This is a genomic window from Pyxidicoccus trucidator, assembly GCF_010894435.1.
GTDB classification, from domain to species: Bacteria; Myxococcota; Myxococcia; order Myxococcales; family Myxococcaceae; genus Myxococcus; species Myxococcus trucidator.
On sequence record NZ_JAAIXZ010000041.1, the window covers coordinates 1 to 12,934 of the forward strand.

At 68.9% G+C, this 12,934-nt stretch carries 10 protein-coding genes and 1 rRNA gene; 4 read left to right on the forward strand and 7 right to left on the reverse strand.

Annotated elements, in window-relative coordinates; all coding sequences use genetic code 11:
• Positions 1-123 precede the first annotated feature (123 nt).
• The 4 genes from G4D85_RS48115 to G4D85_RS48130 all read right to left on the reverse strand — a co-directional run bounded on the left by G4D85_RS48115 (position 124) and on the right by G4D85_RS48130 (position 4,194).
• Positions 124-1,710: a sensor histidine kinase gene (locus tag G4D85_RS48115; protein ID WP_164021816.1), complete on the reverse strand. Its 1,587-nt coding sequence runs from the start codon at positions 1,708-1,710 to the stop codon at positions 124-126.
• Entirely contained in the window at positions 1,707-2,381 is a 675-nt protein-coding gene (locus G4D85_RS48120; RefSeq protein WP_164021818.1) for a response regulator transcription factor, read from the reverse strand. Before G4D85_RS48120 ends, G4D85_RS48115 begins: the two co-directional genes overlap by 4 nt.
• 131 nt (positions 2,382-2,512) lie before the next feature.
• The gene (locus tag G4D85_RS48125; protein ID WP_164021820.1) at positions 2,513-3,505 is read right to left on the reverse strand and encodes a dioxygenase family protein; all 993 of its coding nucleotides are present in this window, start codon (positions 3,503-3,505) and stop codon (positions 2,513-2,515) included.
• Between the two features lie 89 nt (positions 3,506-3,594).
• Positions 3,595-4,194 (reverse strand): sigma-70 family RNA polymerase sigma factor, encoded by a 600-nt coding sequence (locus G4D85_RS48130; protein ID WP_164021822.1) that lies wholly within the window; start codon positions 4,192-4,194, stop codon positions 3,595-3,597.
• Positions 4,195-4,381: 187 nt separating this feature from the next.
• On the opposite strand from G4D85_RS48130, the gene G4D85_RS48135 reads away from it, so the two are divergent.
• The 4 genes from G4D85_RS48135 to glgB are packed head-to-tail and all read left to right on the forward strand — an operon-like array spanning position 4,382 to position 11,578.
• Positions 4,382-6,376 (forward strand): alpha-1,4-glucan--maltose-1-phosphate maltosyltransferase, encoded by a 1,995-nt coding sequence (locus tag G4D85_RS48135; RefSeq protein WP_164021824.1) that lies wholly within the window; start codon positions 4,382-4,384, stop codon positions 6,374-6,376.
• 14 nt (positions 6,377-6,390) lie between these two features.
• Positions 6,391-8,046 carry a maltose alpha-D-glucosyltransferase gene (treS, locus tag G4D85_RS48140; RefSeq protein ID WP_164021826.1) on the forward strand — a complete coding sequence of 552 codons (1,656 nt, stop codon included), beginning with the start codon at positions 6,391-6,393 and terminating at the stop codon, positions 8,044-8,046.
• Complete coding sequence (locus G4D85_RS48145) at positions 8,043-9,377, forward strand: phosphotransferase (RefSeq protein ID WP_164021828.1); 1,335 nt, start codon at positions 8,043-8,045, stop codon at positions 9,375-9,377. Before treS ends, G4D85_RS48145 begins: the two co-directional genes overlap by 4 nt.
• Positions 9,374-11,578 carry a 1,4-alpha-glucan branching protein GlgB gene (gene glgB / locus G4D85_RS48150; RefSeq protein ID WP_164021830.1) on the forward strand — a complete coding sequence of 735 codons (2,205 nt, stop codon included), beginning with the start codon at positions 9,374-9,376 and terminating at the stop codon, positions 11,576-11,578. The genes G4D85_RS48145 and glgB overlap by 4 nt, the downstream gene beginning before the upstream one ends.
• Positions 11,579-11,776: 198 nt before the next feature.
• Here glgB and G4D85_RS48155 read toward each other — a convergent pair whose 3' ends face one another.
• The 3 genes from G4D85_RS48155 to rrf form a co-directional block, all read right to left on the reverse strand.
• Positions 11,777-12,244, reverse strand: a complete 468-nt coding sequence (locus G4D85_RS48155) for a hypothetical protein (protein WP_164021832.1) — start codon at positions 12,242-12,244, stop codon at positions 11,777-11,779.
• Between the two features lie 259 nt (positions 12,245-12,503).
• On the reverse strand, positions 12,504-12,716 hold the full coding sequence (locus G4D85_RS48160; RefSeq protein ID WP_164021834.1) for a hypothetical protein: 213 nt from the start codon (positions 12,714-12,716) through the stop codon (positions 12,504-12,506).
• Positions 12,717-12,859: 143 nt separating this feature from the next.
• Positions 12,860-12,934 (reverse strand): 5S ribosomal RNA (gene rrf, locus G4D85_RS48165); the annotation flags it as partial.

Below are 12,934 nucleotides of genomic sequence, written 5' to 3' on the forward strand. Positions count from 1 at the left end.
GCGCAGCGCAACGAGTCAGCGCGCCGAGGCCACTGGCGCGCACACGGACGGCGCGCTCCTCCCCGCCACCGCGTCCGCAACCCCATGCGATGAGGCCGCATACCCGCATCTCGCGCAGTTCAACTAGCCGCCGGACATCTCCCCTTCCATGCCCACCTCCAGCCCGCCGTACTCCGACGGGGACAGCGTCAGCGTCCAGCCGTGGACCTGCGCGACATGGTGGGTGATGTGGAGGCCCAGCCCCTGCCCCTCGACGCCTCGCGTCCGGGCGGCATTGCCGCGGAAGCTGCGCTCCAGCAACCGCGAGCGCTCCTCCTCCGGAATGCCCGGCCCGTCGTCGATGACGCGCAGATGGAACCGACCCTGGCGCGTGCTCTCCAGCACCACCGCCACGTGTCCGTCCTCGCGGCCATGGTGGATGCCATTGAAGACGACGTTGCTGACCGCCTGCTCGATGAGGGTGACGTCACCATTCACGATGACCGGCGCCTCGGGCACGCCGCTCACCAGGGAGACCTTCTTCCGCCGGGCAATGGGCTGGTGCCGTCCGAGGACGCGGGCGATGACGGCGTTCAGGTCTACGGGCGCGCGCTGAACTTGCGGCGCGCCGGCTTCGAGCCGCGCGGCCGCCGCCAGGTTGTGGACCAGCGAGGCGATGTAGTGGGCTTCGCCCATCGCGGAGGTCATCACCCCGGGTTCCATCCCCTCTCCGCGCCCGGCTTGCTGCTGCATCGTCGACAGGTGGCCCTGGAGCACGGTGAGCGGCGTCATCACGTCGTGCATGGTGTTGGCGAGGAAGTCCCGCAGCGCCTGTTCGCGAGCCTCTTGCTGGGACAGCTGACTCTGGATCTCCGCGCCAGCCTCCTGGAACGCCCGCGCCAGCTCGGCGACCTCGTCGTTGCCTCGCACGGAGACGGGCTGCTGGTAGCGGCTGACCGCGGAGGCGCGGACCTCGCCGGTGAGCTGGCGGACGCGCCGGATGACGGGCCCCACCGCCACCAGCACCGCCACGACGGCGAGCAGTGGCACGAGCAGCACCTCCGGTGGCGGCAGGCCTTCAATGGGTGCATCCGGAGACGCGATGCGCCGCGCGAGGACGTACGCACAGGGCCCGCCGTCCCACGGCATGCGCAGCAGCACGTCCAGGACGGGCCGGCCCTCCAGCGTCGAGCGACGGACGACCACACCCCGACCCGAGCGGGCGTCCCGCTGAAGCTCCTCGTCGAGGACGGGCGCCGCCGGGTTCCGCGAGACGAGCCGGTCGTCATAGGGAAAGTGGACGATATGAGGAGGCGCGCGCCCCGAGCGTCCCGGCCCGCCCCCGGGTGGAGGGCCCCGGTCGTCAAACCCGCCCCGGTCCCCGGACGGGCCACGTGGAGGAGGAGGTCCGTTCTCGGCGAACGCGCCCCGGTCCCCGGACGAGCCACGCGGAGGAGGAGATCCGCTCTCAACACCCCCGGGAGGCCCCCTGTCCCCTTCGGCCCCTCCCCGCGGCCAGTCACGAGGAGGCGGTCCCCGCCGCACGGTCCACGACTCGGGGGAGGCCTCGCAGCGCTCCCGCTCTCCAGCCTGCATCTGCGCGAGCGTGGTGGCCTCGAGCACCTCCTCCTGGCTGCTCAGCCGCAGCGAGCGCTGGAAGAGGCTCAGCCCCGCGACGACGGGAACCGTCACCGCCACCACCGTGAGCGCCAGGCGCAGTCGCAGCCTCACGAGCCATCCCCTGGAACGAGGCGATAGCCCACGCCCCACACCGTCTCCACCCCGTGCAGGGCGCCGAGCTTCCGTCGCAGCCGCGAAACATGGACGTCCAGCGTGCGCTCGGTGCCCTCGCGCTCAGGGTCCAGCACGTGCTCCACCAGCCACTGCCGCGTCACGGCCTCACGGGGGCGCCGCGCCAACGCCGCGAGCAGCGCGAACTCCACCCGCGTCAGCTCCACGAGCTGCCCCTGCACGGAGACCTCACGCGTCTGGAGGTCGACGCGCAGCGGCCCCAGCTCGACGGCGGCATCCACCTTCTGGAGCATCGGCCGCCGGAGTCGTGCGCGCACCCGCTCGATGAGCTCCTCCGGCCAGAAGGGCTTGGTCATGTAGTCATCGGCGCCGAGCTTCAGCGCCCGCACCTTGTCCAGGGTGTCGTTGCGCGCGCTCAGGATGAGGACGGGCACCTCGGAGAACGTCCGCAGGGCCTTGAGCATGTCCAGGCCATAGGTGCCGGGCAACATCAGGTCGAGCACCACGAGGCTCACCTCCGGCATGCCCTCGGACGTCAGCAGCCGGCCCTCCCGCCACCACGTGGGCTCGAAGCCCGCGCCCCGCAGGTGCTCGACAATCTGCGCGCCGAGCTGTGCATCGTCCTCGACGAGCAGGATGCGCTCCCCCATGTCACCCACCTCCTCTTCCGCGCCGGGCGCCGTGCGAGCCCCCTGCCTGGAGAGCCTCCTCCGGGCAGTACGCACGGCGCCACCGGGAATCAAGCCGTCACGGCCGGCGCGGCGCCGACGTGCTCACCTGATCACCCCCCGCCCGGAGGAGGCCCCATGCCCCCGTCCCAGCCGGGCGGCGGTCCCATGCCACCATCTCGCGGCGGGCCACCCGGGCCACCACCGCCGCCGCTGCCGCCAGGCACCGAGCACTGCGCGGTGTCGAGCGACGAGCGGATGACCAGCGTCTTCCACGCCAGCATCGCACCGTCCGCCATCCGCTCCGTCGAGAACACGTAGTCGGCGACGGAGTCCGCGGAGATGACGGTGTCCGTCTGGTTAGTCGTGTCTCGCGTTCCGCGCGTGTTGTAGAGCGGCTGCGTGCTGATGATTTCATCGTCCAGCGCGTCGTCAAAGAAGAGCTGGGACGTGACGTACTCGTTGCCGTTGACGCGGATGGTGAAGTGGATGTGGATGGTGCGGCTGCTGTACCAGCCGGGAAAGCAGGTATCGAAGTCCACCCGGCCACTCGCATCCGTCGTCTGCACGCCGCGGAACCAGCGCGCGGCCCTCGCCCCGGCATCGCCAGAGGTGCAGAAGTCGCTGGCGTCCTCGCCGGAGTAGAGCCCATGGGGCGCGGTGTGCCAGATGTCGACGGACGCGCCCTGGATGGGGTTGCAGGCCTCATCCACCACGAGCAGCGCGAGGCGCACGGGCAGGCCGTCATGGCCCTCGCTGATGTCCTTCCGCTCGACGGTGGTCGCGTAGCAGGGGCCCAGCGTCGCCGCGCACGTCAGGGTGCACGTCGTGCCGGTGCCCGAGGCGAAGGGGTTGGGATAGGAGGCGGCCATCGTCATCGCGGCGGTGCCGCCGGTCGCCCAGCTCCCGGTGGAGCCCGTGCCCGCGTCCGTCTCGGTGCCCGCGTCCGTCTCGGTGCCAGGGCCGGGGGTGTCGCCCGTCCCCTCGCCGCACGCGAGCGCGAGCCGCGCGAGTGGCAGTGCCGCCAGCGCCATGCCCACGCCACGCAGCACCTTCCGGCGCGTCATGACCACGGGTTCGGGGTTCTTCTTGGCGTCGTTGCTCATCCAGGTCCTCCTGAGTGCCGGTCCGGTTCGCCCACGATTCAGGGCGTGACCGACGTTCTCGCGGAAAGACCTTAAGGAAATCGTAAGCCCTACGAGCCGGGCGCCAGCTCCTTCAGCAGGTCGCCCAGCTTCTCCAGCGCGAGCCGCGCCCGGGTCTTCACGGTGCCGAGAGGGTCGCCCGTGCGCTCCGCTATCTCCCGCTGGGACAGCCCCTCGAAGTAGGCCAACTCCACCACCTCGCGCTGCTCGGCGGGCAGCTGCTTCAGTGCCGCGAGCACCCGCTTGCGGTGCTGCCCCTGCGCGCTCGCCTCGTCCGGCGCCTGCGGGGTGGCGCTCACGGGAGGCGGCTGGTGGGTCGCGCCCTCCACCGTTCGCGCCGCCGTGCCCATGGAGCGCAGGCGGTCGATGGCGCGCGTCCGGGCGATGGTGGTCACCCAGGTCTCCAGGCCGCCGCGGTCCGGGTCGAACTCGCGCGCGCGCCGCCACACGTCCAGGAAGACCTCCTGCAGCACCTCCTCCGCATCCGCGCGGGAGGGCAGCAGCCGCAAGGTGACGGCGAAGGCCTTCGCGCCACAGCGCGCGTACACCTCTCGCATCGCCGCGCCGCTGCCCAGGGCCACCTGCTGGAGGAGGGCCTTGTCAGCCGCCGGGTCGCTTGCTCGGGGGACGGAGGGGGGGGAAGGCGCCATTTAGCTCCCGGATACCGCATCCAACGGGGCACAGCACAGCTTCAAGTAACACGGTGGGCGCCTTCACCGCCCATCCCTAACGTTGACGAGCCAACGCGGCCAATGCGGAAGCCGTCCTGAATCAACGTCCCCCGCGATACGCCGCCCGGTCGAACCCAACCCAAGACCTATAAGGGCCGCAGCCGATATGACCGAACGAATCGGAAGCGTGTTCATCGAGGGAGTCAAACCCGAGCTGGACGCGGGCCGCTACGCCGTCAAGCGCGTCGCCGGGGAGAGTCTCACCGTCAGGGCCGATGTCTTCAAGGAAGGCCATGACGTCCTGGTCGCCGTCGTCCGCTGGCGTCAGGTCACCCCCAGGACACAACAGACGGACTGGCGGGAGGTGCCCATGCGATTCCTGGGCAACGACCTCTGGGAAGCCGAGTTCCCGCTCGCCCACAATGGCCGCTACCAGTACACGATTGAAGCCTGGCCAGATCTCTTCCGCACCTGGGCGTCCGAGCTGAAGCGGAAGGTCGACGCGGGCCGGGATGTGAAGAGCGAGCTGTTGGAGGGCGCCGCCCTGCTGGAGGGCGCCGTCACCCGCGCCCGCCCCGCCAGCGAGGCCGACGCGCGGGTGCTGGCCGAAGCCGCCGTCCGCCTGCGCGGCCCCGCCGAGCCGGAGCTCATCGCCGTGGCGCTCGCGCCCGAGCTGGCCGCCATCGCCTCCACGTACCCCGACCGCACCCTGGCGAAGCGCTACGACAAGGTGCTGGACGTCTTCGCGGACCGGGAGAAGGCCCGCTTCGGCGCCTGGTACGAGTTCTTCCCCCGCTCGGCGAAGCGCGACGGGAAGACGCACGCCACCTTCAAGGACGCCGAGGAGTGGCTGCCGTACATCCAGCGGCTCGGCTTCGACGTCATCTACCTGCCCCCCATCCACCCCATCGGCCGCACGGCGCGCAAGGGGAAGAACAACAGCCTCAAGGCGGGCGCGGACGACGTGGGCAGTCCGTGGGCCATCGGTGCCACGGAGGGGGGCCACAAGGCGGTGCACCCCGCACTGGGCACCCTGGACGACTTCCGCCGCTTCGTGGACGCCGCCCAGCGACACGGCATCGAGGTGGCGCTGGACGTGGCCTTCCAGTGCTCGCCGGACCACCCGTACGTGAAGGAGCATCCGGAGTGGTTCCAGCACCGCCCGGACGGCACCATCAAGACGGCGGAGAACCCGCCCAAGCGCTACGAGGACATCGTCAACTTCGACTGGATGGGCCCTGGCCGCGAGGCGCTCTGGGCGGAGCTCGAGTCCGTCGTCGTCCACTGGGTGAAGCAGGGAGTGCGCACCTTCCGGGTGGACAACCCGCACACCAAGCCGATGCAGTTCTGGGAGTGGCTCATCCGCCGCGTCCAGGACGCGTACCCGGACGTCATCTTCCTCTCCGAGGCCTTCACCCGCCCCAAGGTCATGAAGGCCCTGGCCAAGGTGGGCTTCACCCAGTCGTATACCTACTTCACCTGGCGCAACTTCAAGGGCGAGCTCCAGGAGTACCTGGAGGAGCTCACCCACCCGCCAGTGTCCGACTACTTCCGCGGCAACTTCTGGCCCAACACGCCGGACATCCTCCCGGAGATGCTGCAGAACGCCGGGCCCGGCGCCTTCCGCCTCCGCGCGGCGCTGGCGGCCACGCTGTCCTCCGTCTGGGGCATGTACTGCGGCTTCGAGCTCTGCGAGGGCCGCCCGCTGCCGGGCAAGGAGGAGTACATCGACTCGGAGAAGTACCAGCTCGTCGCGTGGGACCTGGATCGGCCCGGCAACATCAAGGACTGGATTGCGCGCCTCAACACCGCGCGCGCCACCCATCCCGCACTGCGCTACTACGACACGCTCGAGTTCTTCGAGTCGAACAACGAGCGCATCCTATTCTACGGCAAGCGCTCACCGGACGGCACCAGCACGGTGCTGATGGCGGTGAGCCTGGACCCGTACTCGGCGCAGGAGGCGCTCCTGCACGTGCCCATGGAATGGCTGGGCGCGCGTCCGGAGGAGACGTACCAGGTGCACGAGCTGATGTCGGACCAGCGCTCGCTCTGGCAGGGTCCTGACGTGCAGGTACGACTCACGCCCGAGCAGCCCGCGGCCCTCTGGGCCGTCTACCGCTACCGCCGTACCGAGCAGGCGTTCGACTACTACGAGTGACACCCGAGAGGCGTATGGAACTGGATCCCCTCTGGTACAAGAAGGCCCTCATCTACGAGCTGCACCTCCGCGCATTCCACGACTCCAACGGCGACGGCCACGGGGACATCCCGGGCCTGATTGAGAAGCTGCCGTACCTGCAGGACCTGGGCATCGACTGCATCTGGCTGCTGCCGCACTACCCCTCGCCGCTGCGAGACGACGGGTACGACATCGCGGACTTCTACGGCATCCATCCCGACTACGGCACGCTCGCGGACTTCCAGCGCCTGGTGGACGAGGCGCACAAGCGGGGGCTGCGCATCATCACCGAACTGGTCGTCAACCACACCAGCGACCAGCACCCCTGGTTCCAGGAAGCCCGCAGCGACCCGAAGAGCCCCAAGCGCGACTGGTACGTCTGGAGCGACTCGGACGAGGTCTACAAGGGCACCCGCATCATCTTCCTCGACACCGAGCGCTCCAACTGGACGTGGGATCCGGTGGCCAAGCAGTACTTCTGGCACCGCTTCTTCAGCCACCAGCCGGACCTCAACTACGACAACCCCGAAGTGCAGGAAGCCATGCTGGACGTCATGCGCTTCTGGCTGAACATGGGCGTGGACGGGTTCCGCTGCGACGCCGTGCCCTACCTCTTCGAGCGCGAGGGCACCAACTGCGAGAACCTCCCGGAGACGCACGCCTTCCTCAAGAAGCTGCGCAAGACGATTGATTCCGAGTACCAGGGGAAGATGCTGCTCGCGGAAGCCAACCAGTGGCCCGCCGACGTGCGCGTCTACTTCGGCGAGGGCGACGAGTTCCACATGGGCTTCCACTTTCCGGTCATGCCCCGCCTCTTCATGGCCGTGCGCAAGGAGGACCGGACGCCCATCGTGGAAATCATGCAGCAGACGCCGGACATTCCGGACAACTGCCAGTGGGCCATCTTCCTGCGCAACCACGACGAGCTGACGCTGGAGATGGTGACGGACGAGGACCGGGACTACATGTACCGGGAGTACGCCACGGACCCGCGGATGCGCATCAACCTGGGCATCCGCCGCCGCCTCGCCCCGCTGATGGACAACGGCCGCAGGCGCATCGAGCTGATGCACAGCCTGCTGTTCACCCTGCCGGGCACCCCCGTCATGTACTACGGGGACGAGATAGGCATGGGCGACAACATCTACCTCGGCGACCGCAACGGCGTGCGCACGCCCATGCAGTGGACGGGTGACCGCAACGCGGGCTTCAGCCGGGCCGACTACGCGCGCCTGTATGCCCCCGTCATCGCCGACGCGGTGTATGGCTACCAGTCCATCAACGTGGAGGCGCAGGAGCGCGTGAAGTCCAGCCTCCTGCACTGGGTGAAGCGGATGATTCGCATCCGCCAGCGCTACCCTGTCTTCGCACTCGGCACCCTGCGCTTCCTGCAGACGGAGAACCGCAAGGTGCTGTCCTTCGTGCGTGAGTACGAGGGCCAGACGGTGCTGGTGGTGTGCAACCTGTCCCGCTTCTCCCAGCCGGCGGTGGTGGACCTGCGCGACTTCGAGGGACAGGTGCCGGTGGAGCTCATCGGCGAGACGCCCTTCCCCCGCATCAGCAACATGCCCTACCAGCTCTCCCTCGGACCCTTCATGTTCCTATGGTTCCGGCTGGACAAGCCGCACCAGGGAAGGAGCCTGCCGTGACGTCCTTGGACCTGACGAAGCTGCCGGAGTACCTGAAGCACCAGCGCTGGTTCAGCGGCAAGGCGTGGCCCATCAAGCATGTGAGCGTGGTGGACCACGCCGCCATGGACTTCAAGCCCTGCGCCTTCACCCTCGCCGTGGTGGAGGTGGTGTACGAATTGGGCCACCCGGAGCGCTACCTGCTGCCGGTGAAGCCCGGCGCGGAGGGCATCGCCGATGCGCTGGAGGACGACGAGTGCCTGCGCGCCCTCTTCAAGCTCATCCGCGATGGGAGCGGCGTCAGCTCCGCCTCCGGCCGCCTGGTGGGCGAGTGGATTGGGGGCCCGGACGGCCTCCTGGCCCTCCCCTCGCCGCTGACGGTGCGGCGGCTGATGGTGGAGCAGAGCAACACCTCCGTGGTGCTGGGCGAGAAGGTCATCCTCAAGATCATCCGCAAGCTCGAGGCGGGAGTGAGTCCCGAACATGAAGTGGGCCGCTTCCTCGCCACGAAGACGTCCTTCAGGGCCACGCCCACGCTGCTGGGCGCGCTGCACCTGGAGGGGGCGGCGGGGGCCACCGTCGCGGTGGCGCACCGCTTCGTCCCGGACGCGACGGACGGGTGGAAGTACACGCTGGACCGGCTGCGCCAGGAGCGGGCGCTGGGCGACCGCTTCCTCGGCGAGATGCGCGAACTGGGCATGCGGCTGGGCGATCTGCACAACGCCTTCGCCTCCGCGTCCCCGGACGACCCGGCCTTCGCCCCGGAGCCGCTCCTCCAGGAGGATCTGCAGCGCTGGAGCGCCTCCATCGTCGGCGAGCTGGGCGTGACGCTGGCGGATGCCGGCCGGCTGAACCCGGACCTGGAGAGCCGGCGCGAGTCGCTCATCGAGTACGCGAAGCGGCTGGCCCACGTGGCGCCCTCCGGGCAGAAGATCCGCATCCACGGCGACCTGCACCTGGGCCAGGTGCTGCGCGCCAATGAGCAGTGGCTCATCTTCGACTTCGAGGGGGAGCCGGCGAGGAGCTTCACGGCGCGGCGCGAGAAGTACAGCGCGCTGCGGGACGTGGCGGGGATGATTCGCTCGTTCGACTACGCGGAGGCCACGGTGGCACTGGAGGGCGGCGAGCCCCGAGGCCGCGTGGGCCCCAGCCGCACGGCCTTCCTGGAGGGCTACCGGAAGGCGACCCACGGGGCGTCCTTCCTGCCAAAGGACGACGCCACGTTCGACGTCATGCTGCGGGCGTTCGAACTGGAGAAGCTCCTCTACGAAGTGCGGTATGAGCTACAGAACCGGCCGGACTGGGTGCGCATCCCCATCCAGGCCCTGTTGCGCATGGAGGAATCCAAGTGAGGAAGCCAGCCGACAAGGCGCAGGTCGACGCGGAGCTCCAGCGCGTGGTCGAGCTGCGGCATCCAGAGCCCCACTCCATCCTGGGCATCCACCCGGACGGGGACGGCGTGGTGATTCGGGCCTTCCGGCCGGACGCCGTACACATCCACGTGCTGCCGGAGGCCGGGGGCCGCATCGCGATGACGCACCGGCTGGGCGGCGTCTTCGAAGCGCGCATCAACGGCAAGGAGCAGCCCTTCACGTACCTGCTGGAGGTGGAGTACCCCGGCAAGAAGGTCTTCCGCCTGAGAGACCCCTACAGCTACCTCCCCACCCTGGGCGAGATGGACCTGTACTACGCGGGCGAGGGCAAGCACGAGCGCCTCTGGGAGCGGATGGGCGCGCACCTCATCCACCACAACGGCGTGCGGGGCGTGTCCTTCGCCGTCTGGGCGCCCACGGCGGCCGGCGTGTCGGTGGTGGGGGACTTCAATGGCTGGGACGGCCGGCTGCATGCCATGCGGCGCATGGGGGCCTCCGGCATCTGGGAGCTGTTCGTCCCCGAGGTGGGCGAAGGCGCCCGCTACAAGTTCGAGATCCGCCCCGGCCACGGGGGCGCGCACGTGCTGAAGGCGGACCCGTTCGCCTTGCGCGCCGAGGTGCCACCGGCCACCGCGTCGGTGGTGCACGACCTGTCACGCTACCGCTGGGGTGACGGGCAGTGGCTCGAGACGCGCGAGCAGAAGCATGACGTGACGCACCAGCCCTGGAGCGTCTACGAGGTGCACCTGGGCAGCTGGCGCCGGGTGGTGGAGGACGGCGACCGGCCCATGACGTACCGCGAGCTGGCGCCGGCGCTCGCCGAGTACGTGAAGTACCTGGGCTTCACCCACGTGGAGCTGCTGCCCGTGTCCGAGCACCCCTACGGGGGCTCCTGGGGCTACCAGGTGAGTGGCTACTACGCGCCCACGGCGCGCTTCGGCCACCCGGACGACTTCCGCTTCCTCGTGGACCACCTGCACCAGGAGGGCATCGGCGTCATCGTGGACTGGGTGCCCGGCCACTTCCCGCGGGACTTGCACGCGCTGGGGCAGTTCGACGGCACGTCGCTGTACGAGCACGCGGACCCGCGCAAGGGCGCGCAGCCGGACTGGGGCACGCTGGTCTTCAACTTCGGCCGCAACGAGGTCCGCAACTTCCTCATCGCCAACGCGCTCTTCTGGATTGAGGAGTACCACATCGATGGCCTGCGCGTGGACGCGGTGGCCTCGATGCTCTACCTCGACTACAGCCGCAAGCAGGGCGAGTGGATTCCCAACCGCTGGGGCGGCCGCGAGAATGAAGAGGCCATCCAGTTCCTCCGCGAGCTCAACGAGACGGTGCGCCGCAAGCACCCGGGCGTCGTCGTGATTGCCGAGGAGTCCACCGCCTGGCCCAAGGTGTCCTCGCCGGTGAGCGAGGGCGGCCTGGGCTTCCACTTCAAGTGGAACATGGGGTGGATGCACGACACGCTGTCGTACTTCTCGAAGGACCCCATCTACCGGCAGTACCACCACAACCAGCTCACCTTCGGCCTGCTGTATGCGTTCAGCGAGCACTTCATGCTGCCGCTGAGCCATGACGAGGTGGTGCACGGCAAGGGCAGCCTGTACGGGCGCATGCCGGGGGACCCGTGGCAGAAGCGCGCCAACCTGCGGGCGCTCTACGCCTGGATGTGGGCCCACCCGGGGAAGAAGCTCCTCTTCATGGGCGGTGAGTTCGGCCAGCCCTCGGAGTGGAACCACGACAAGAGCCTGGACTGGCACCTGACGCATGACCCGGGGCACCAGGGCATCCTGAAGCTGATGTCGTCGCTGAACCGTATCTACAAGGAGCTGCCGGCGCTCCACGACGCGGACAGCGAGCCGGTGGGCTTCCAGTGGCTGCAGCCGGACTCGGCCGCGGCGAACGTGCTGGCCTTCGTCCGGCGCGCGCGCCAGCCGGGGCGCCACGTGGTGTGCATCGCCAACCTCTCCCCCACCGTCCGCGAGGGCTACCGCGTGGGCTTCCCGCTGCACGGAAGCTACGTGGAGCTCCTCAACACGGACTCCGGCGAGTACGGCGGCTCCAACCTGGGGAACATGGGGCAGATCCACACCGAGCCCACCGGGTGGGACGGCCAGCCCGCTTCCGCGACGATTACGCTGCCCCCGCTGTCCGTGCTGTGGTTCACGCCGGGCTGATGCCTGCCGTGCCGTGAGGGGTACGGTTTCCAGTCCCGTACTCCTCGCCAATAGAAGGGCCCGGAATCGCGAGTCGGTTCCGGGCCCTGCTGAGCGGCGGTGGGGCGTCCCGCGGCCAGGACGCCGGCTCGAATCCTCTGACACCTTCCCCGGACACCTTCCCCAGGTGAGTGGCGGCCCGGGTTCGGATTCCCCGGCTCAGTGCGCCGCAGCGAGCGACTGCTGTAACTTCAAGCCGAGCGCGTCGACGTCCTGCTGGAAGGACTCGGGCACCCCGTCGATGGCCTCGCAGAGGCCGCGCACCTCGGTGTCGCCGATGGTGAAGCCGCCCTGTGGGCACTTCTTTAGATCGGCGCGGAGGCTCACGGCGTTCCCGTTGGTGCTCGGGGCCACGGTGACGGTGTATCGCCGGACGATGGTGGCCTGGACGTTACCGACGGTGCCGTAGAGAAAGGCGGTGTCCTGCCACCGCGTCTGGACGAGGCCGAGTTTCTCGTCGACATTCATGGGCTCCTGTCCGTTCGCTGCGAGCGTCCGAGCCACCGCGCTGGTGGGCGACTCCTCCGTTGAGCCGACGCTGAATTGATAGGGGCGCTGGGCCTGCGTGCAGCCCATTGCGGTGATGAGGGAAACGAGTGTGAACAGGCCAATCCGTCGAGGGCTCATGCATTCTCCAGTGAAGTTGGGTGGACTCCAGGTGCGGAATCCCCACGCCATTTTGATGGCGTCAGCCACCGGGAGGAAGGAACTCCAAGAGATTGATCCGCTCGCGTCCACGCGTCACCTTGCGCGCCCACGGCCATGATTTCGAGGCGCACCGGAGCCAGCGACAGTCAGAGCGCCGCCATCGCCACGCTGGGCACCCACAGCAGGAGGATGACGGCGATGCTCAGGGCGAGTAGGAGCCGCGGGCAAGGCGAACCTGCTACTGACACCAGTGCGGGTAGCGGATGCAGTCGCGGCAGAGCCCGTCCACGCACGTAGTGGTCCCCGGGCAATAGTCGTCCGGGTACCTGCAGGCCAGGCCCTGCTCGCTCTCCCCGAGCTCGACGTCCGTCGACTCCTCGGGGGGCCCACCACAACCGGCCAGCGACAACACCGCCATCAAGCCCACGGCACTCCGCCAGAATCCACGCACGAGAGACTCCCAGTCCTGGATTGTACTGCCTTCCCAGGCTAGCAACTTCAAGCGGAGGGGCGGTACGGCGGACGGCGCTGATGCGGTGCGTAGAAAAAAGAAAACCCCCGTTGCCACGAGGGCAACGGGGGTTCTCAAAAAGAATCCGGCAGCGACCTACTCTCCCGCGCGGTTTCCCGCGAAGTACCATCGGCTCTGGAGGGCTTAACTTCCGTGTT

Bases quoted from the DNA above. Each gene is read 5' to 3' on its own strand.
- G4D85_RS48120 (WP_164021818.1), bottom strand. From the start codon at position 2,381: ATGGGGGAGCGCATCCTGCTCGTCGAGGACGATGCACAGCTCGGCGCG.
- G4D85_RS48125 (WP_164021820.1), bottom strand. From the start codon at position 3,505: ATGAGCAACGACGCCAAGAAGAACCCCGAACCCGTGGTCATGACGCGC.
- G4D85_RS48130 (WP_164021822.1), bottom strand. From the start codon at position 4,194: ATGGCGCCTTCCCCCCCCTCCGTCCCCCGAGCAAGCGACCCGGCGGCT.
- G4D85_RS48135 (WP_164021824.1), top strand. From the start codon at position 4,382: ATGACCGAACGAATCGGAAGCGTGTTCATCGAGGGAGTCAAACCCGAG.
- treS (WP_164021826.1), top strand. From the start codon at position 6,391: ATGGAACTGGATCCCCTCTGGTACAAGAAGGCCCTCATCTACGAGCTG.
- G4D85_RS48155 (WP_164021832.1), bottom strand. From the start codon at position 12,244: ATGAGCCCTCGACGGATTGGCCTGTTCACACTCGTTTCCCTCATCACC.